Below are 19,195 nucleotides of genomic sequence, written 5' to 3' on the forward strand. Positions count from 1 at the left end.
GGCGGGAAGTCAGGCGCGCCGCATCAGGCCGGGCGCGCGCAGGTCCGAGGCGCGGCTGCGCGTGGCGGGGACGCGCGACCCGGACATGCGCGGCGGCTCGGCCTGCCGGATCTGGTCGAGCAGGAGCGGGCGGGCGAAGTAGTAGCCCTGGGCGCAGCGGATCTGCGTCGCGCCGAGCAGGTAGGCGACCTCCTCGAAGGTCTCGACGCCCTCGGCGACGACCGTCATGCCGAGCGCCGCGCCGAGCGACTCGATCGCCTTCAGGACGATCTGGCTGCGCGGCCGCTTGTCGATGTCGGTGATGAACGAGCGGTCGATCTTGAGCTCGTCCGCGGTGATGTCCGCCAGGGCCGCGAGGGACGAGTAGCCGACGCCGAAATCGTCGATCGAGACCCGCGCGCCGATCGCCCGGATCTTCGGCAGAACCTCGCGCTGGAAGCGGCCCGTCGTGAAGAAGGCCTCCTCGGTCAGTTCGAGCACGAAGCGCTCCGCGAGGCCGGTCTCGCCCAGAGTCGCGCAGAAGGCGGTCATGAACGGCACGTCGCAGGCCTGCTTGGCGGCGATGTTGAGGCTCACGGTGACGTCGGGTCCGAACACCTCGTCGATGTCGGGCATGGCCTGCACGGTCTCGGACAGGAGCTGGAGGGTGATCTCGTTGATCAGCCCCAGCTCGATGGCGAGGGCGATGAAGTCGCCGGGGGCCTGGATCATGCCGAGCTCGTCGCGCCAGCGCAGCAGCACCTCGACGCCCGTGACCGCGTGGGAGCGCATGTCGACCTTCGGCTGGAAGGCGCAGCAGAAGGAGCGGTCGCGGATCGCCAGCCGGAGGCGCTGCTCCACGGCCATGCGGGCCGTGGCGGCCTGGCTCATCGCGTCGTCGAAGATGCTGACGCCGCCCTTCAGCTCGCCCTTCACCCGGTACATCGCGTTGTCGGCCTGCCGGGCCAGGGCCTCGTAGCTGTCGCCGTGCTCCGGGAAGAGGCTGAGGCCGATGGAGGCGGAGGCGAAGATCTCGTGCCCGTCGATGAAGAACGGCTGCTTCAGGCGCTCCGAGATGGCGCGCACCGCGGCCAGCGCCTCGTTCCGGTCGGTGATCGGGGCGAGCAGGAGCACGAACTCGTCGCCGCCGATCCGGGCGAGGAGGTCGCTCGGGCGCAGCGAGCCGCCGATCCGGTCTGACACCTTGCGCAGCAGGGCGTCGCCGGCGGCGTGGCTGTAGTAGTCGTTGATGTGCTTGAAGTTGTCGAGATCGATGAAGGCCAGGGCAAAGCGGTCCCCCGGCATCGATCCCGCCAGCACGTCCGCGATGCTCTGCTCGAACATCGTCCTATTGGGCAGGCCGGTCAGGGCGTCGATGAAGGCCTTGGTGATCAGCTCCCGCTGGATCCGGTGATGGTGCGTGACGTCGGTCAGGGTCGTGAGCGTGAAGGCGTCCGGGCCCTCGGCGACCGGCCGCGTCTGCACCTCGAACATCCGGTCGTCGACGGCCTCGACGGTCGCGGTGTCCCGGCCGCCGCCCGTCGTGGCGGGCAGCGCCTGGACGGCCTTGTCCCCGAGGGCGCGCGCGGCGGCGTTGGCCAGGACGCAGTGACCCTGGTCGTCACGGACCACGACGCCGACCGGAAGCGCCTGGATGGCGGCCTCGAGCAGGGTTTGACGCTCCGGTACAGCGAACTCGCTCATGCCCCGCCCTGCTGCCAAAGGGACTTGGCAGGCTGGACGCCAGTCCGGTCACCGGTCTGGGCCTGATCGCCGGCCTCGAGGGGACGGCGGAGCAGCCGGCGATGCACCTGCTCCAGGGCGGCGCCGTGCGGGCTGTCCGGGCCGGTCTCGCGCCCGAGGCGTGCCGCAGCGCCCGGATCCGCATCGTGTCCGGGGACCTTGTTCATGGTCGCGCCGCGCCAGCGCTCGACGACGGCGCCGACGAAGGCCGCGCCGGCGACGGCCGCGCCGTCCTCGGCGGCGCGGCCGCTCGCGTCGTTGCGCGGGTGCCGCGCCGACGGCAGCGGCCGGAATGTCATCCGGGCCGGGATCGGGACGCCCTCGCCGAACGCGATGACCTCGCCGGTGCCCAGAGACGGCACGAAGGTGAGCAGGTTGGTGGCGTCCGACACAGCCGCGGCCAGGAAAGCTTGGTCGCGCGCGTTGGTCATCCGCATGGCGAACAGGGTGCTGCACTGGGACATGATCGTCGCGTCGAGCTCGGCCGGGCGCTGGGTGACGAGGCCGAGATGGACGCCGTGCTTGCGGCCCTCGCGGGCGATCCGCGCTAGGGCGCGACGCGTCGGCGTGAAGCCGACCGAGCGGTCGGCCGAGGCGAAGCGGTGGGCCTCCTCGCAGACGAACAGCAGCGGGACTGCGCCCTCGCTCCAGATGCCGAACTCGAAGGCGAGGCGGCACAGGACGCACACGACGGCGTCCACGACCTCCATCGGCAGGCCGGCGAGCTGCATGATCGTCATCGGCCGCCCGTCGGGATCGAGCCGGAACAGGTGCGCCAGGATCTCGCCCATCATGTCGCCGCCGACATTGGCGTTGTCGAACATGAAGCCGTGCCGCGGATCGTTCCGGATCGCCTCGATCCGGGTGATCAGCCGGTGATAGTGCATCCGCGAGACGCGGTTCTCGAGCCGCCCCATCCGCTCGTCGATGAGCGCGAGCAGGTCCTGCAGCATGTAGGGGACCGGCGTGTCGACCGTGTAGCCGGCGCCCTTGCCGAACGGCCGCTTGACGATCTGGCGGTCGCCCGCCTCCTTGTACTGCCCGTACTTGCTCTTCGCGTGGGGGATCACCTCGGCGAGGATCTCGATCTCCTCGTCCACGGCCGGACGTCCGCCGTAGATGACGTCGGCGATCTCCTCGAGGTTGAACAGCCAGAACGGCAGCTTGAGGGCCCGCGGGCTGATGACGCTCGCGCGGTCGCCGAAGCTGGCGGCGTACTCATTGTGCACGTCGAGCAGGAAGACGCGCACGGCCGGCCTGGCCCGCATCACCTCGTCCAGGATGACGGTGACGCCGCTGGACTTGCCGACGCCGGTCGCGCCGAGCACCGCGAAGTGCTTGGAGAGCAGGTCGTCGATCTTGATGCAGGCCGGCGTGTCGGGGTCCTGATAGAGCGCGCCGACGGCCGCGGTGTTCGTCGCCGACACCTGGTGGACGATCCGCAGGTCGGCGGCAGACAGGAGTTCGACGGTGTCGCCGATCGCGGGGTAGCAGGTCACGCCGCGGCTGAAGCGGCGCGCGTCGTGTCCCGCGACGATCTCGCCGAGCAGGTCGAGGCTCGCGTAGGCGCCTGGCCGGTGCCCGCGCTCGCTGCCCGAGGACAGCGTGGTGACGATGCCGATGAGGGTTGCGTCCCCGGCCCGGACCCGGACCAGATTGCCGACGGTGACCCGCACCCTGGGCCGCCCGTCCTGCACGACGAGTTCCAGATGGACCTTCGATCCCTCGATGGACGTCACGGCGCCCATGTGCGACGCGGCATCGTCGTGCCGGACCGTTCCGTCGCCGCTCAACATCGTCCGCACCCTGGTCCGAAACAGAATCGGCGCGATACTGAGTGGCCGTGATTAAAGTTCTGACAAAGAAATGCGCGCGGCGAAACAATGCTTAACCGATGCCTTACGGATCTTCAGCGTCGGCAAGGTTGTATTTTGCGACCGATGCGACGATTGCCGTCCGGGTCGAAACGCGACGGGCGGCATGACGAGGAGCACGCCGCGCGAGGCGCCTGCGGAAGCCTCGCGAACTGATCCGAGCGATGGGCTGTGCGTCCCCGACCGGGCTGTGGCCTATGGCCCGGCCGGTCTGATGCCTAGGTGGGTTGGCCGTCGCCGAAATGCTCGCGCATCCAGCACTCACCGGATATCCGGGCGCCGTTCTGCGTGACGAAGGCGTAGGGCGAATGTTCCACCACCGCGCCGCCGCGCCTGCGGATGACCCAGCGGAAACAGCGGGGATCGTCCACGCACGGGACGATCTCGACGGTGTGAGAGCGCGTGATTTCGGTCGTCATGACCAGTAAACGCCTGAGTGCGGGACTCCGCTCCACGGCTCATGTGTGGAGGGTTACCGAGCGGTGTGGCCGCGCACGCGAATTGGTCCCGTTCGTCTGGCTCTATGGCCGGAACCTTCCCCGCCGCGGTCCGGTTCGGGCCGAGCCTTCCCGCCGGGCGCGACCCGGCGCCGAGCGACAAGGATGCTGCATGCCGATCAAGGCCCTCAACGACCGCAAGAAGCTGTCGAGCGACTTCAACGAGGCCAACGACGCCTTCATCGACGAGGTGCTGAGCGCGCTCCAGGGTGGCCGGATCCCCCTCGATCTCGCCCGCGCCTATCTCGCGCATCCCGTCGCGATGATGCACACGGACGGGGCGCAGGCCGTCGCCAACTACTTCGAGCGCATGCTGGCCCAGCGGCCGAACATCGACTGGACGCCGGGCGCCTGAGCGCGGCACCGAACCCCGACGAGAAGGAGCGCGGATGACTGCCGACGAGATCGAGGATCTGAACCGGGCGCGCGCCGCCCTGGCCCGCCAGCGGAACGCCATCGCGCGGCGCCTGAGCGGCCTCGACGTGGCGCCGATCTCCATGGCCGAGGACCTGACCCGGACCCTGCTCGCCATCGAGGCCGTGGACCGCGCCCTGGTCGATGCGGGTCAGCCGCATATCGACATCGGCCATCGGCCGGACGCCTAGGGATTGCGGCGCGCGCGGTCGCGGGCGAGTGTTCGCGGCCGAGTCTTGCGCCGCACTCCCGGGCGAGCGTACAGGCTCGGGTGCTCTGAGGAGACCCAACGATGTCCGACCGCCTGCCCGGCTTCAACACGCTGGCGATCCACGCGGGCGCCGCCCCCGACGCGGCCACCGGCGCGCGGGCGACGCCGATCTACCAGACCACCAGCTTCGTGTTCGACGACGTCGACCACGCCGCGTCGCTGTTCGGGCTCCAGGCCTTCGGCAACATCTACACGCGGATCACCAATCCGACGAACGCCGTGCTGGAGGAGCGCATCGCCGCGCTGGAGGGCGGGACCGCTGCCCTGGCGGTCGCCTCCGGCCACGCGGCCGAGTTCCTGACCATGCACGCGCTGATGCAGCCGGGCGACGAGTTCGTGGCCTCGAACAAGCTCTACGGCGGCTCGATCAATCAGTTCAACCACTCGTACAAGAACTTCGGCTGGTCGGTGGCCTGGGCCGACAACGACGACCCCGCCTCCTTCGAGGCGGCGATCACGCCGCGCACCAAGGCGATCTTCTGCGAATCGATCGCCAACCCCGGCGGCGTCATCACCGACCTGGCGGCGCTGTCGCAGATCGCCAAGAAGCACAACATCCCGCTCGTCGTCGACAACACCATGGCGACGCCGTACCTGATCCGGCCCTTCGAGCACGGCGCCGACATCGTGGTGCACTCGGCCACCAAGTTCCTCGGCGGCCACGGCAACTCGATCGGCGGCCTGATCGTCGACGGCGGCTCGTTCCAGTGGGCCGGCGACGCGCGCTACCCGATGATGAGCCAGCCGCGGCCGGAATATTCCGGCATGGTGCTGGCCGAGACCTTCGGCAATTTCGGCTTCGCCATCGCCTGCCGGGTGCTGGGCCTGCGCGACCTCGGGCCGGCGCTGTCGCCGTTCAACGCCTTCCTGATCCTGAACGGCATCGAGACGCTGCCGCTGCGCATGCAGCGCCACTCCGACAACGCGCTGACGGTGGCCAAGCACCTGTCGACGCATCCGGCCGTGTCGTGGGTGAGCTATCCCGGCCTGGAGACCGACCGCTACCATCAGCTCGCCCGGCGCTACACGCCGAACGGCGCGGGCGCCGTCTTCACCTTCGGGCTGAAGGGCGGCTACGACGCGGGCGTCAAGCTCGTGTCGAGCCTGCAGCTGTTCTCGCACCTCGCCAATATCGGCGACACCCGCTCGCTGATCATCCACCCGGCCTCGACGACCCACCGCCAGCTCACCGACGCGCAGAAGACCGCCGCGGGCGCGGGACCCGACGTGGTGCGGCTGTCGATCGGGCTGGAGGATCCGGCCGACCTGATCGACGACCTCGACTCGGCGCTCGCGGGCTGACGCGCCGACGCCGGACGAACCGGCCGCGCCATCCCCGGGATCGCCGTGAGGCGACCCGGGCAGCGCGCGCGATGGCGGTGACGCCCGAACGAGGCTGACGTGGCGGTGCCGGCCGTCGCGTGAGGCGCGACGGCCGGTGGGACGCTCAGAAGGCCTCGGCCTCCAGGGCCATCGTGCTGTCCGCACCGGCCTTGATCCGGCTGAGGCGCAGGGCGGTCTCCGGCAGCATCCGCTCCATGAAGAACCGGCCGCTCGTCAGCTTCGACTCCCAGCGCGGGGAAGGGGCCTCGGCGTGCTTGGCCTGGGCGGCCTTGGCGATCCGCGCCCACATGTAGCCGAGGGCCACGAGGCCGAAGAGGTGCATGAAGTCGGTGGCGCCGGCCCCGGCATTGTCGGGCTTGCTGAACGCGTTCTGCATCAGCCACATCACGGCGCCCTGGAGGTCGTTCAGCCCGGCCTGGAGCGGCTTGGTGAACGGCGCCATGGCGGGATCCTCGCCGTGGTCCTTCAGGAAGGTCTGGACCTCGCCCAGGAAGGCCATCATCGCCCGGCCGCCGTCCTTCGGCAGCTTGCGGCCGATCAGATCCATGGCCTGGATGCCGTTGGCGCCCTCGTAGATCATGGCGATGCGGGCGTCGCGCACGAACTGCGACATGCCCCATTCCTCGATGTAGCCGTGGCCGCCGAGGAGTTGCTGCGCCTCGACCGCGTTGGCGAAGCCGCGGTCGGTGAGCACGCCCTTCACCACCGGGGTCATCAGGCCGAGGTGGTCGTCGGCGGCCTGCCGCTCCGTGGCGTCCTCGGAGCGGTGTAGGATGTCGGCCTGGAGCGCGGTCCAGAGCATGAGCGCGCGGGCCGCCTCGTTGAAGGCGCGGATCTGCATCAGCGTGCGGCGCACGTCCGGATGGACGATGATCGGGTCGGCGGCCTTCTCGGGCGCCTTGGCGCCGGTCAGAGCCCGGCCCTGCAGCCGGTCCTTCGCGTAGGCGGCGGCGTTCTGGTAGGCGACCTCGGACTGGCCGAGGCCCTGGACGCCCACGGCGAGCCGCGCCTCGTTCATCATCACGAACATGGCGTTGAGGCCGCGATTCTCCTGGCCGACCAGCCAGCCGGTCGCCCCGTCGTAGTTCATCACGCAGGTGGCGTTGCCGTGAATGCCCATCTTGTGCTCGAGGGAGCCGCAGGACACGCCGTTGCGCGCACCGAGGGATCCGTCGGCATTCACCAGGAATTTCGGCACGACGAAGAGCGAGATGCCCTTGGTGCCGTCGGGCGCGCCCTCGATCCGGGCGATGACGAGGTGCACGATGTTCTCGGCGAGGTCGTGCTCGCCGGCCGAGATGAAGATCTTGGTCCCGGTGATGCTGTAGGAGCCGTCGCCGTTCGGCACGGCCTTGGTCTTGAGCAGGCCGAGATCCGTGCCGCAATGCGGCTCGGTCAGGTTCATGGTGCCGGTCCAGGCGCCCTCGACCATCTTGGGCAGGTACAGCGCCTTCTGCTCCTCCGAGCCGTGGACCAGCAGGGCCGCCATCGCGCCCTGCGTCAGGCCGGGATACATGCCGAAGGCGAGGTTCGCGCCCGAGGCGAATTCCTGGATCGCCGTGTTGAGGGTGTGGGGCAGGCCCTGGCCGCCGTAGGCCTCGGGCACCGACAGGCCCATCCAGCCGCCGCTGGCGTAGGTGTCGTAGGCGGCCTTGAAGCCGGTCGGCGTGCGCACCGTGCCGTCGGCCTCGCGGCGGCAGCCCTCGACGTCGCCCGCGCGGTTGAGCGGGGCGAGCACCTCCTCGGCGAGCTTCGCGCCCTCGCGCAGGACGGCCTCGACCACGTCGGGCGAGGCGTCGGCGAAGCCCGCCAGGTTGTCCCGGGCATGGAAGCCGAGGACATCGGTGAGCAAGAACAGCGTATCCTCGACCGGAGCGCGATACTGCGGCATCTCTGGCTTCCCCCGTCTGGTGCGGGCCTCTCGGAACGGCCCGCCGCGTTGGCCGCATGTAAACGCCACGCTGCCCCCGGAGCAACGGCTCCGCCCGCCGATCGCGCGACACGCGCGCCCGTTCCTCGCCGCGGGTTGGTCGCAGCCATTACCGGGCCCATCGAACCTTAACTTCGTGTTTACCAAGAAAGTTAATGGTCACGCTCGAACGATCCGACGCGTGCGTCCGTGGATACCGAATTCCGGTCCCGCTCTGCGCCGAGGAAACGGACGCCGCACGCTGCCGACGACAGGCCACCGATGACCCGCAACGCGATGCCGCAGCTCGACAGTTTCGATCCCGAGGTACTCGACGCGGCCCGCGACGTGGCGGCCCGGGCGGGCGTTCCGCTCGAGACCTGGATCGCGTCGGTGATGCCGCAGCAGCAATCGGCCGGCCAAGGGAATCGCCGGCACCGGCGGCGTCACCGCGCCGAGCAGCTCGCCCTCGGCGGGAACCGGCCCGAGGCGTCGGCCGAGCGCTCCCCGCCGCCGGCCTCGCCCGATCACCGGACACACGGCACGGCGCCGCGCGCCGAGAGCTACGGCGACGGCATCGCCGCTCTGATGGACCGGCTGGACGGCCTCGACCGCGCTCTCGACCACGAGCGGCGCGCCGCCCAGGAGGCCGAGGCGCGGCGTCTCGCGGAGATCGAGTCGCGCATCGAGCGCGCCCTGAAGGCGGCGCCCGTCCAGCAGGTGACCGAGCGGCTCGGCGACATCGAGCGCCGCATGTCCCACCTCGGCGAGCAGGTCGCGGCGACCCGCCAGCCCGGCCGTCGCCCGCGCCCCGCGGCCGCCGACATCCGCAGCGCCGTCCAGGACATCCGTCAGCGGCAGCGCGAGCTGGCGCAGGGCGCCGAGCCGGCGCCGTCCGCGTCGCCGTCCGATGGCGGCGTCGTCGCCAGCATGCGCCTCGACCTCGCCCGCCGCCTGGAAGCGCGGATCGAGGAGGGCGTCGCCCCGTCGACCGCCCTGATCGAGCTCCAGGAGGAGACCACGCGCCTGCGGGAGGCGATCAACCAGCTGGCGACGAGCCGGGATATCGGCGCCCTCGAGCAGGCCGTCGTCACCCTGGCGAGCGGCATCGAGCGCGCCCAGGCGGGGACCGATCTCACCGCCATCGCGGTGCCGATCGAGCAGGTCCGGGCCCAGGTCGAGCGCCTCGCCGAGGAGGTGGCCGAGAACGTCCACAGCCGCGTCGCGGAGGATGTCCGGCGCCTCGCCGAGCGTCTCGACACCGCCGCGGCGACCGGCGCCGCCGGTCCGGATGACCACACCCTCGCGGGCCTGTTCGCCGAACTCGAGGAGATCCGCCGTCAGATCGGCGCGCTCGCCGGCCCGGAGCGGATCCAGGGCCTCGCTCAGAGCCTGCAGGCGGTGAGCGCGCAGATCGCCCAGCTGCAGCGGACGGCCGCCGGTCCGGACCTGCGGCCGCTCCTGGAGGAGATCCGCAGCGACGTGAAGATCGCCGCGCCGGCGGCGCTGGCGGAGCAGATCCAGGCGCTCGCCGAGAAGGTCGACGTGCTCTGCGCGCGGGACGACTGGTCCGAGCGCGCCGGCGACGCGAACGTCGCGCGCTCGGGCGACATGGCCTCCATCCACGCCATGCTGCGCAGCCTCGCCGAGAAGGTCGATCAGGTCGGCACCCGGTCCGAGCACGAGGGGCTCGACGCCCTGGAGCGGCAGGTCGTCTCGCTGGCGGGCCGCCTCGACGCGCCGCACAGCGCCGATCCGGCGCTGGCCGGCCTGGAGCGCACCATGGGCGACCTGCTGCGGCAGGTGACGGCGCTCAAGGACGCGGCGCCGAGCGAGGCCGTGGTGGAGCGTGCCGCCCGCAACGCGGTCGCTCAGACCCTCCAGACGTCCGGCCTCGGCACGGCCGAGTCCGGCGAGATCGGTCTCCTGCGCGCCAGCCTGGCGGACATGCAGGCCCGGCAGGTCGCCTCCGATCAGCGCCTCGGTGCCACCCTCGAGGGCGTGCAGTCGGCGCTGGAACGGCTCCTCGTCAGGCTCGGCCCGGCAGAGGCCGTCCCGGCGCGCGGTCCGTCCCTCGACGAGCGCCTGATGTCGTCGACGAGCCCGGAGGTGGCCCTCGCGCCAGTCGAAGCGCGCGCCAAGCCGCGGCGCGACGGTGCCGAGGCGTCCCGCCTTGCCGACGACCTGCTGGAGCCCGGCAGCGGCCGGCCGCCGCGCGAGTCGCGCACGGCCCGGGAGCCGTCCGCCCGCCGCCCCGCGCAGGAGCGCCTCGGCGACGTGGCCGCCATGCGGTCCGCGGCCGATGCCAAGTCTGAGACCGACATCAAGACCAGCTTCATCGCCGCCGCGCGCCGCGCGGCCCAGGCCGCCCAGGCGGAGTTGGCCGCCGAGGCGCCCGTCGAGCGCCGGGAATCCCGGGGCGAGCGGGTGGCCGCACTCCAGGGTGCCGCGACCGGCCGCCTCGGCCGCCTGCGCGCCGAGATCGATCGCCGTCGCCGTCCGCTGCTCCTCGGCCTCGCCGCCATCGTGCTGGCCCTGGGGGCGCTCCAGGCGATCACCATGCGCGGCGCGGACGAGCCGCGGCCGGCGGCTCCGACGAGCCAGGTCGCACCGTCCCGCGGGGATGCCGCGGATGTCCAGAAGGACGCTCCGGACGCCCCCAAGGACGCCGGCAAGGAGAGCGCGGAGGCGAAGCCGGCCCCGGCCGATCCGACGACGACCCAGGCCCTGCCCAGCCCCGTCCCCGCGGAGGCCCGACCCAACGCCAAGTCGGCGGTGCCGCAGGTCTCCGGGATGAACGGCCTGCAGGCCGAGCTCGGCAACCTGCCTCCGGCGCTGGCCAAGGTGAAGCTCGCCGCCCTCGACGGCGACGGCGCGGCGATCTGGGACCTCGCCACCCGGGAGGCCGACGGTCGCGGCATGCCGCGCGACCTGTCGGTCGCCGCCAAGCTCTACGAGAAGCTGGCCTCGGCCGGCTACGCGCCCGCCCAGTACAAGCTCGCCGGCCACTACGAGAAGGGCTCGGGCGTCGTCCGCGACCTCGACAAGGCGAAGCTCTGGTACGGCCGCGCCGCCGAGCAGGGCCATGCCCGGTCCATGCACAATCTGGCGGTGCTCTACGCCGAGAACCCAGCCGCCAACGGCAAGCCGGACTTCGCCTCCGCGGCCTCGTGGTTCCGCCAGGGCGCCGAATTCGGCGTCCGCGACAGCCAGTACAATCTCGGCGTCCTCTACGCGCGCGGCCTCGGCCTGACGCAGGACCTGATCCAGTCCTACGCGTGGTTCTCCGCCGCCGCGAGCCAGGGCGACGACGATGCCGGAAAGAAGCGCGACGACGTGGCCAACAAGCTGAGCCCCGCGGACCTCGCCAGCGCCAAGAGCCTCGCGGCGAATTTCAAGCCGCGAAAGATCGACGCGGCGGTCAACGAGCCGCCCGTGCCGAAGATGCCGGCCAGCGCGCCGATGTCCCTCCTCGGCGCACCGATGCCGGGTGCCGTCCCGTACACGGCGCCGCCGCGCCGGAGCTGACGCCGGTCCGGGCCCGCGGCCCGGCCGCGGGTCCGACCTTGACCGCCACGCCGCGATGCGGGAACGCTGCGGCAGGGCGGCGTCGGACCGGGGGTCGGATCGCGCGGGTCGCCAACCCTTGCCGATGCCCGGAGGATGGATGGCGCACCGGAACTCTGTCCCGCTCGGCGCCATCGTTCTCGGCGTGGCGGGGCTCATCCCGTTCCTGGGCTTCGCGGCCCTGGCGGTGTCGGGCACCGACGGCGGCCTGAGCAGCATCGGCCTGTCGCCGCGCACCATTCTGTCGGCCTACGGGGCCGTGATCGCCTCGTTCCTGGGCGGGATCCGCTGGGGTGCCGCCGCGGCGCGCAATGCCGGCAACGGCGATTACCTCGTGGCCATCGTGCCGTCCCTGGTGGCCTGGGCCGCAATGGCCGCGCCCGCACCGTGGGACCTGCGCATCCTCGGCGGCCTCGTGCTCGCCTGGGGCCTCATCGATCAGGATCTGCCCCGCCGCGGCCTCGCGCCCCTCTGGCTCGGTCGTCTGCGCCTAGTGCTCTCGGGCGTGGCCGGGGCCGCTCTCCTCGTGGCGGCCTGACCGGGGGCGCGGAACGCGCGGTCAGGTCTCGCGGCTCATCTCGCGCAACAGGTTCAGGACGGCGTTGCGCCGCGCCGGCGACTTGATCGCCTGGAACAGCGTGGCAACCTCCGCGCAGTCCCGCGCATCCTGATCCGCCGCGGTCTCGTCGGGCCGATCCGCCTGGAGGAAGTAGGTCGGACAGACATTCAGCGTGGCTGCGATCCGTTCCAGTAGCCAGCGTGTCGTCGGCGGGGTCACGTCGTCAGTCATACCGTTGAAACTCGCACTCCGCCCGCTGGACCGATTCAAACGGCAGAGCTTTCCGCGGCTACCCTAGCCTTTCGGCGGCGGCGATGCCATCCTCAGGTTGCGTTCGACTCACCATTTGTCGCAGTGCGTGCATCAATTTCGAGTTAAGGCATGCCGCATCCGAAGCACCTGGACAGGACCTTCAGCGTGTTGCGCGATCTGGAACGGGCGGCGACGCCCGACGAGATCGCGCGGCTCCTGGTCGACGCCTTCACCCGCTACGGGGTCTCGTACATCATGGCCGGGATCGTCCCGGATCCCGGCCTGCCGAAGCGGCGGCATGCCGGGTTCGTGCTCGCCAGCACCATGCCGGAGGGCTGGGCCCGCCGGTACGTGACGCAGGGCTACGCGCTCCACGACCCCACGGTCCGGCGGCTGTGCACCACGGCGACGCCCTTCGACTGGAGCGCCGTGCTGCCGGATACACCGACGGCCGGGCGCGTCATGAACGAGGCCGGCGACTTCGGCATCCGCGCGGGCATCACGATCCCGTTCGTGACCCTCGACGGCGAGCCGGGCGGGATCAGCGTCTCGGGGGATCGGATCGAGATCGATCCGGCCGAGCGCGTCGCAGTCAACCTCGTGGCGACCTACGCGGTCGGTCAGCTGCTGCTGATGAACAGCCGCCCGGCCGGGCGCGCGCCGGCGCGCCTCTCGCCGCGGGAGCGCGAGGCCCTGCAATGGGCGGCGGAGGGCAAGACCGACGTCGAGATCGGCATCGTCATGGGCATCACCGCCGCGGGCGTCGACTACCACCTGCGCTCGGTCCGCACGAAGCTCGACACCGTCAACCGCGCCCACACCGTGGCGCAGGCGCTGCGGTCAGGCCTGATAACCTAGAGGCTGCGCCACTCGATCCGCGCGCTCCGCGGCCCGACAGCGGTGGACGTGTCCGGACGGCGGCAAGTCCTTGGCACCTCAGCCGGCGCCGATCACCGACCCTACGGTTTCTCGTAGTACACAGCTCCCGGTGAAACGACGAAAACTCACGCCATACCAACGTGAGGTTTCCTCGTGATCCATATCGTCACCCCCGCCAACGCGGATCGCTACGCCGACGCGATGGAGCAGGCCTGGCGCCTGCGCCACGACATCTTCGTCGATGAGAAGGGCTGGAGCGAGCTGGCCCGGCCGGACGGCCGCGAGATCGATCAGTTCGACACGCCGCACGCGATCCACTTCCTCGCCATGGAGGACGACACCGTCGTCGGGTACAGCCGGCTCCTGCCGACCACCCGCCCGCATCTCCTGTCGGACGTGCTGCCGCAGCTCTGCGAGGTTGAGCGGCCGGTCGGCCCGCAGATCTGGGAGTGGACCCGCCAGGGCGTCGCCCGCTCGCATCGGGCGAAGGGCCGCGTCGTCAATCCGGTCTCGATCGCGCTGCTCACCGGGATCGTCGAGTGGGGCCTCGCCCACGGGGTCAACAGCCTGCTGCTGCAGATGCCGACCCTCTACATGATCCACGTCATCCAGCTGCATTTCCGCCCGCAGCCGCTCGGCCTGCCCGTCCAGATCGCCGGCGAGGAGATCATGGCGGCGACCGCCCGGTTCGACGCCCGCACCCTGGCCAAGCTCCGCGCCGTCCGCGGCGACAGCCGCTCGGTCCTGGTCTCCGAACCCGTCTACCTGGTGGCCTGATCATGATCTTCGACAGCAAGGATACCGCGCTGGACGCGCTCGCCGCGCAGTGCTTGCGGGTTCGCGAACTCATCGACACGGTCGGCGATCCGCTGATGCGGGCCGCCATCGATCTCCTGCTCCTCGAGGTCGCCCGGGCCCTGGCCCAGACCGGCCCGCAGGATCGCGCGAGCGGCGCCTGAGGCGCCAGCGGCACGCGGATACGTAAACGGCGGACGTCCCGGAGGACGCCCGCCGCTCTCGCGCCGAGGCTGGAGCCTCAGGCGCCCATCGCGGTCTTCAGGTTCTGGTCGACCTTGTCGAGGAAGCCGGTGGTCGAGAGCCACTTCTGGTCCGGCCCGACGAGGAGGGCGAGGTCCTTGGTCATGTGACCGGCCTCGACCGTGTCGACGCAGACCTTCTCGAGGGTGGCGGAGAACTTCGCCAGATCGTCGTTGCCGTCGAGCTTGGCGCGGTGCGACAGGCCCCGGGTCCAGGCGAAGATCGACGCGATCGAGTTGGTCGAGGTCTCGCGGCCCTTCTGGTGCTCGCGGTAGTGGCGGGTGACGGTGCCGTGGGCGGCCTCGGCCTCGACGGTCTGGCCGTCCGGCGTCATCAGAACGGACGTCATCAGGCCGAGCGAGCCGAAGCCCTGCGCGGCCGTGTCGGACTGCACGTCGCCGTCGTAGTTCTTGCAGGCCCAGACGTAGCCGCCCGACCACTTCAGGCACGAGGCCACCATGTCGTCGATCAGGCGGTGCTCGTACGTGATGCCGAGCGGCTTGAACTTGGCCTCGAACTCCTCCTCGTAGACCTTCTGGAACAGGTCCTTGAACCGGCCGTCATAGGCCTTGAGGATGGTGTTCTTGGTCGACAGGTAGACCGGGTACTTGCGCGCGAGGCCGTAGTTCATCGAGGCGCGGGCGAAGTCGATGATCGACTGGTCGAGGTTGTACATCGACATAGCGACGCCGGCCTCGGGGAACTTGAACACCTCCTTCTCGATGACCGTGCCGTCGTCGCCCTCGAACTTGATGGTCAGGCGGCCCTTGCCGGGCACCTTGAAGTCGGTGGCGCGGTACTGGTCGCCGTAGGCGTGGCGGCCGATCACGAAGGGCTGGGTCCAGCCGGGGACGAGGCGCGGCACGTTCCTGCAGATGATCGGCTCGCGGAAGATCACGCCGCCCAGGATGTTGCGGATCGTGCCGTTCGGCGACCGCCACATCTCCTTGAGGCCGAATTCCTGCACCCGCTGCTCGTCGGGGGTGATGGTGGCGCACTTCACGCCGACGCCGTGGCGCTTGATCGCCTCGGCGGCGTCGACCGTCACCTTGTCGTTGGTGGCGTCGCGGTGCTCGACACCGAGGTCGTAGTACTCGAGGTCGACGTCGAGATAGGGGTGGATGAGCTTGTTCTTGATCTCGGCCCAGATGATCCGGGTCATCTCGTCGCCGTCGAGCTCGACGACGGGGTTCGCTACCTTGATCTTCGCCATGGACCGATGCCTTCCCGCGTTGTCCCCGCGCACGGCATGCAAGGGCCGTGCGGTCGTTGTCCCGGGTGACCTGTCGGGCGCCCCGGGCCGGAATCGCCCCGCGACATAGCGCGGCCCTTCCGGCGACGGAAGGCGCGCGCTGTCATCCGGGCGGCATCGTCACTCGCCCCTCGACGGGCGCCGGCCCGCCGTGCCAGACGGCCGCCATGACGAGCCGAGACGCACAGGGCGACGCCCCCAGGAAAGTTACCGAACTGCCGCCCGGGATCGCCCCCGCGGTGATCCTGGTGGAGCCGCAGCTCGCCGAGAATATCGGCATGACCGCCCGCGCCATGGCGAATTTCGGCCTGTCGGAGCTGCGCCTCGTCAACCCGAAGAACGGCTGGCCCAAGAAGGGCGTGCGCGAGGCGGCCTCGGGCGCGACGCACGTCCTGGACGGGGCCGCGATCTTCGGCAGCGTCGCCGAGGCCATCGCCGACTGCCAGTACGTGCTGGCGACCACGGCGCGCGAGCGCGGGCAGATGAAGCGGGTCTTCGCGCCCGAGGCGGCCATGGGCGAGCTCGTGGCGCGGGAGGGCCAGCGCACCGCGGTGATGTTCGGCCGCGAGCGCGTCGGGCTCACCAACGACGAGGTGTCGCTCGCCGACGCGATCGTCACCTTCCCGGTCTCCCCGGATTTCCCCTCGCTCAACCTCGCGCAGGCGGTCCTGCTGATCGGCTACGCGTGGCGGCAGGCGAGCGGCCGGGCGCACCTGCCGTTCACGGGCGAGCTCCTGTCGCCGCCGGCGACCCGCGACGCGCTGGTCGCGCTGTTCGGAAGCCTGGAGGCGGCGCTCGACGGGGCCGGCTTCTACCCGCCGGAGAAGAGGGAGATCATCGCCCGCAACATGCGCGACATGCTCCACCGCATGAGCCTGACCGAGCAGGACGTGCGGACGTTCCGCGGGGCGCTGCGGGCCCTGACGCGGAAGGGTAGCTGATCAGCCGGAGGCCGGCTTCATCTCCGGCGGCTTGCCGCCGCCGAAGCAGCGGCCGACCGCCTCCCAGAACGCGGTCTGCTCCTCGGGCGTGCACTGCGCCATGCGCGCCTCGACCTTGGCGCGTCCGGCCACCGCGTCGGCTGTCGCGGCGACCTCGGACTCGCTCGGGTTCCTCGCCTCGGCCATGGGCAATCCTCCGTTGCAGAACGAAAGCGCAGCTGGGCCGTGCGGTTCCGTTCCGCGGCGCAATCGGGCATGGAGTCGGCGGTTCGCGGAGCGGCCGCGCTGTGGCGGGACGAGGGCGGGGTATCGGGTGCGGCTCAGCGTGGACAATCTGGCCTGCCGCCGCTCCGGCCGCCGCATCTTCGCCAACCTGTCCTTCGCCCTCGGACCCGGCGACGCCCTGGCGATCACCGGGCGGAACGGCGCGGGCAAGTCGAGCCTCCTCGCCATCCTGTCGGGCCGGCTCCGGGCCGATGCCGGCCGGATCGACGTCGCGGATGTCGGCGAGGCGAGCCTGCCCGAGTGCCTTCACGTTGTCGGCCACCGCGACGGATTGAAGAGCTCCCTCACGGCGGGCGAGAACCTCCTGTTCGCCCAGCGGCTCCTGGGCGCGCCGCGCCTGAACCCGGGCGCCGCGCTGGAGCGGCTCGGCCTCGGCCACGCGCACGACCTGCCGGTGGCCTATCTGTCGGCGGGCCAGCGGCGGCGCGTGGCGCTGGCGCGGCTCCTCGTCTGCGCCCGGCCGCTCTGGCTCCTGGACGAGCCGACCGCCGCCCTCGACACGGCCTCGCAGGCGGTTCTCGCCGGGCTCATGGAGGGCCATCGGGCCGGCGGCGGCCTCGTGATCGCCGCCACCCACCAGTCGCTCGGCCTCGACCGCGCGGCGGAGCTGCGCATCGAGACCGCCGCGGCACCGATCGCGGACGCGCTGGAGGAGTGGGCGTGAGTCGCGCGGTCCTCGCCCTGATCGCCCGCGACCTGCGCCTCGCCGGACGCGTCGGCGGCTCCGGCGCCCTGTCGCTGGTCTTCTTCCTGATGATCGTCGCGCTGGTGCCCTTCGCGCTCGGGCCCGATCTCAACCTGCTGTCGCGGATCGGCCCGGCGATCCTGTGGCTCGCCGCCGTGCTGGCGACGCTGATCGGCCTCGACCGCCTGTTCCAGGCCGACGAGGAGGACGGTTCCCTCGACCTGATGACCGGCGCGCCGGTGCCCCTCGAACTGGTGGTGCTCGGCAAGGTCGCGGCGCACTGGCTGACCACGGGCCTGCCGCTGGCGCTGGCCGCGCCGCTCTTCGGCCTGCTGGTGGCCCTCGACGGCACCGCCATGGGCGCGACGTCCCTGACGCTGCTGGCCGGCACGCCGGCCCTGAGCTTCATCGGCGCGGTCGGCGCGGCGCTGACCGCCTCGATCCGCCGGGGCGGCCTGATCCTGGCCGTGCTGGTCCTGCCGCTGATGATTCCGACGCTGATCTTCGGCGTCTCGGCCGCGCAGGCGGCGAGCGGCGGGACGGTGCCGTTCCTCGTGCCGCTGGCGGTGCTGGCGGCGCTGACGCTCATCGCCGCCGTGGTCGGGACGCTGGCCGCTGCGGCGGCTCTGCGTTGGCCCGAATAGCCGAAGCTCTCCCGCAGGAGCCGGCCGGCGCTCGTCGATCGCCCGGCGATGCTGCCTCGCGCGGTCCGATGTCTTCGATGAAGCCCGCCGAATGCTTCCCGGCGCCCGGGCCGGGGCCGAAGCCCGCGATCCGGATTTGCCTCTGAGCGCGTTGACGCGCGGCGCCCCCCTCACTATAGAAGCCGCTTCGCCGAGGGGCCGCGCTTTCGCGCGCGCTGCGTCTCGGCCATCGCCAGACAACCTGACGCGACGACCGATTTCCGGCCCAGCCGGCCCGTCGGCATCGCCCGACGAGAAACACGAGGACGTACATGGCCAACACCGCTTCGGCCAAGAAGATGACCCGCAAGATCGCCAAGCGCACGGCGATCAATCGCTCGCGCCGCTCGCGCATGCGGACCTTCGTCCGCAAGGTCGAGGAGGCCATCGCCACCGGCAACCAGCAGGACGCGCTGGCCGCCCTCCGCGCCGCCGAGCCCGAGATGATGCGCGCCGCCCAGCACGGCATCGTTCACAAGAACAACGCCTCGCGGAAGGTCTCGCGCCTCGCCGCCCGCGTGAAGGCGCTCGCGGCCTAAACCGCCACGCACCACCGAGACGTTCTCGAGCCCGGCCTTCGCGCCGGGCTTTTTCGTGCGCGCTGTCCGGCCGGGACCGCGCGCTGCCGGCCCGGCGGCGAAAGCGTTAACCCTGTCCAAGAATCAACGCGATTGCCGAGTCCGGAAACGGCGTGTAGCTTAACAGAAACTGACACCGGACAAGCAAAACACGACGATTTCGGGACTCAAGCGAATCGATCTGATTCGCCAAGACTCTAGCGGCCGTGTTCAGCCCGGGCGGGAACACTTGCGAATGGGAATCCGCGCCGTCCCCACAAGTCCCACTGTTAAAGGAACCGTAGGTAATTGTTGATAGGCTCTCCCAATCGGCAAAAGTTCCTCGCGGTGGGGTTGACTCCGTTGAGAGGGCTCTGTCCCGCCCGTTCTTGCGGGACGCTGAGGGCGTAATTCGTGCGTACGCGCCGCCTGCGGGCTTCCGTGGGCAGCGTCGGGAGAGCCAGTG

Annotated in this window: 19 protein-coding genes; 12 read left to right on the forward strand and 7 right to left on the reverse strand. The window is 71.0% G+C overall.

Annotation, left to right across the window (positions count from 1 at the left end; genetic code table 11):
- Positions 1-9: 9 nt before the first annotated feature.
- The 3 genes from LOK46_RS29795 to LOK46_RS29805 all read right to left on the reverse strand — a co-directional run bounded on the left by LOK46_RS29795 (position 10) and on the right by LOK46_RS29805 (position 4,015).
- Positions 10-1,683: a putative bifunctional diguanylate cyclase/phosphodiesterase gene (locus LOK46_RS29795; protein ID WP_273561878.1), complete on the reverse strand. Its 1,674-nt coding sequence runs from the start codon at positions 1,681-1,683 to the stop codon at positions 10-12.
- Complete coding sequence (locus LOK46_RS29800; protein ID WP_273561879.1) at positions 1,680-3,518, reverse strand: ATP-binding protein; 1,839 nt, start codon at positions 3,516-3,518, stop codon at positions 1,680-1,682. The genes LOK46_RS29795 and LOK46_RS29800 overlap by 4 nt, the downstream gene beginning before the upstream one ends.
- 296 nt (positions 3,519-3,814) lie before the next feature.
- On the reverse strand, positions 3,815-4,015 hold the full coding sequence (locus LOK46_RS29805; RefSeq protein WP_273561880.1) for a hypothetical protein: 201 nt from the start codon (positions 4,013-4,015) through the stop codon (positions 3,815-3,817).
- Between the two features lie 190 nt (positions 4,016-4,205).
- On the opposite strand from LOK46_RS29805, the gene LOK46_RS29810 reads away from it, so the two are divergent.
- The 3 genes from LOK46_RS29810 to LOK46_RS29820 all read left to right on the forward strand — a co-directional run bounded on the left by LOK46_RS29810 (position 4,206) and on the right by LOK46_RS29820 (position 6,080).
- Positions 4,206-4,448: a hypothetical protein gene (locus LOK46_RS29810; RefSeq protein ID WP_273561881.1), complete on the forward strand. Its 243-nt coding sequence runs from the start codon at positions 4,206-4,208 to the stop codon at positions 4,446-4,448.
- A gap of 34 nt (positions 4,449-4,482) precedes the next feature.
- Positions 4,483-4,698 (forward strand): hypothetical protein, encoded by a 216-nt coding sequence (locus LOK46_RS29815; protein ID WP_273561882.1) that lies wholly within the window; start codon positions 4,483-4,485, stop codon positions 4,696-4,698.
- Positions 4,699-4,799: 101 nt separating this feature from the next.
- Positions 4,800-6,080, forward strand: coding sequence for an O-acetylhomoserine aminocarboxypropyltransferase (locus tag LOK46_RS29820; protein ID WP_273561883.1), 1,281 nt, complete (start codon positions 4,800-4,802; stop codon positions 6,078-6,080).
- A gap of 145 nt (positions 6,081-6,225) precedes the next feature.
- Here LOK46_RS29820 and LOK46_RS29825 read toward each other — a convergent pair whose 3' ends face one another.
- Positions 6,226-8,013, reverse strand: coding sequence for an acyl-CoA dehydrogenase C-terminal domain-containing protein (locus LOK46_RS29825; RefSeq protein WP_273561884.1), 1,788 nt, complete (start codon positions 8,011-8,013; stop codon positions 6,226-6,228).
- A 300-nt stretch (positions 8,014-8,313) separates the two neighbouring features.
- Here LOK46_RS29825 and LOK46_RS29830 point away from each other — a divergent pair, with 300 nt between their 5' ends.
- Both LOK46_RS29830 and LOK46_RS29835 read left to right on the forward strand, forming a co-directional pair.
- The gene (locus tag LOK46_RS29830) at positions 8,314-11,559 is read left to right on the forward strand and encodes an SEL1-like repeat protein (protein ID WP_273561885.1); all 3,246 of its coding nucleotides are present in this window, start codon (positions 8,314-8,316) and stop codon (positions 11,557-11,559) included.
- Between the two features lie 139 nt (positions 11,560-11,698).
- The gene (locus LOK46_RS29835; protein WP_012322641.1) at positions 11,699-12,136 is read left to right on the forward strand and encodes a DUF3429 domain-containing protein; all 438 of its coding nucleotides are present in this window, start codon (positions 11,699-11,701) and stop codon (positions 12,134-12,136) included.
- Positions 12,137-12,157: 21 nt separating this feature from the next.
- Here LOK46_RS29835 and LOK46_RS29840 read toward each other — a convergent pair whose 3' ends face one another.
- Positions 12,158-12,376 carry a hypothetical protein gene (locus LOK46_RS29840; protein ID WP_273561886.1) on the reverse strand — a complete coding sequence of 73 codons (219 nt, stop codon included), beginning with the start codon at positions 12,374-12,376 and terminating at the stop codon, positions 12,158-12,160.
- Between the two features lie 198 nt (positions 12,377-12,574).
- On the opposite strand from LOK46_RS29840, the gene LOK46_RS29845 reads away from it, so the two are divergent.
- The 3 genes from LOK46_RS29845 to LOK46_RS29855 all read left to right on the forward strand — a co-directional run bounded on the left by LOK46_RS29845 (position 12,575) and on the right by LOK46_RS29855 (position 14,247).
- Positions 12,575-13,267 carry an autoinducer binding domain-containing protein gene (locus LOK46_RS29845; protein ID WP_273561887.1) on the forward strand — a complete coding sequence of 231 codons (693 nt, stop codon included), beginning with the start codon at positions 12,575-12,577 and terminating at the stop codon, positions 13,265-13,267.
- A gap of 174 nt (positions 13,268-13,441) precedes the next feature.
- The gene (locus LOK46_RS29850) at positions 13,442-14,065 is read left to right on the forward strand and encodes an acyl-homoserine-lactone synthase (RefSeq protein ID WP_273561888.1); all 624 of its coding nucleotides are present in this window, start codon (positions 13,442-13,444) and stop codon (positions 14,063-14,065) included.
- Between the two features lie 2 nt (positions 14,066-14,067).
- Positions 14,068-14,247, forward strand: a complete 180-nt coding sequence (locus tag LOK46_RS29855) for a hypothetical protein (protein ID WP_273561889.1) — start codon at positions 14,068-14,070, stop codon at positions 14,245-14,247.
- A gap of 77 nt (positions 14,248-14,324) precedes the next feature.
- Here LOK46_RS29855 and LOK46_RS29860 read toward each other — a convergent pair whose 3' ends face one another.
- Positions 14,325-15,539 (reverse strand): NADP-dependent isocitrate dehydrogenase, encoded by a 1,215-nt coding sequence (locus LOK46_RS29860; RefSeq protein WP_273561890.1) that lies wholly within the window; start codon positions 15,537-15,539, stop codon positions 14,325-14,327.
- 206 nt (positions 15,540-15,745) lie between these two features.
- Here LOK46_RS29860 and LOK46_RS29865 point away from each other — a divergent pair, with 206 nt between their 5' ends.
- Entirely contained in the window at positions 15,746-16,519 is a 774-nt protein-coding gene (locus tag LOK46_RS29865) for an RNA methyltransferase (RefSeq protein WP_273561891.1), read from the forward strand.
- On the opposite strand, the gene LOK46_RS29870 is transcribed toward LOK46_RS29865, so the two are convergent.
- The gene (locus tag LOK46_RS29870; RefSeq protein ID WP_273561892.1) at positions 16,520-16,705 is read right to left on the reverse strand and encodes a hypothetical protein; all 186 of its coding nucleotides are present in this window, start codon (positions 16,703-16,705) and stop codon (positions 16,520-16,522) included.
- A 127-nt stretch (positions 16,706-16,832) separates the two neighbouring features.
- On the opposite strand from LOK46_RS29870, the gene ccmA reads away from it, so the two are divergent.
- The 3 genes from ccmA to rpsT all read left to right on the forward strand — a co-directional run bounded on the left by ccmA (position 16,833) and on the right by rpsT (position 18,711).
- Positions 16,833-17,468: a heme ABC exporter ATP-binding protein CcmA gene (ccmA, locus tag LOK46_RS29875; RefSeq protein ID WP_273561893.1), complete on the forward strand. Its 636-nt coding sequence runs from the start codon at positions 16,833-16,835 to the stop codon at positions 17,466-17,468.
- Positions 17,465-18,133, forward strand: coding sequence for a heme exporter protein CcmB (ccmB, locus tag LOK46_RS29880; protein ID WP_273561894.1), 669 nt, complete (start codon positions 17,465-17,467; stop codon positions 18,131-18,133). Before ccmA ends, ccmB begins: the two co-directional genes overlap by 4 nt.
- 311 nt (positions 18,134-18,444) lie before the next feature.
- Positions 18,445-18,711, forward strand: a complete 267-nt coding sequence (gene rpsT / locus LOK46_RS29885; protein WP_007561677.1) for a 30S ribosomal protein S20 — start codon at positions 18,445-18,447, stop codon at positions 18,709-18,711.
- Positions 18,712-19,195: the final 484 nt, after the last annotated feature.

The organism is Methylobacterium sp. NMS14P (assembly GCF_028583545.1).
GTDB lineage: Bacteria > Pseudomonadota > Alphaproteobacteria > Rhizobiales > Beijerinckiaceae > Methylobacterium.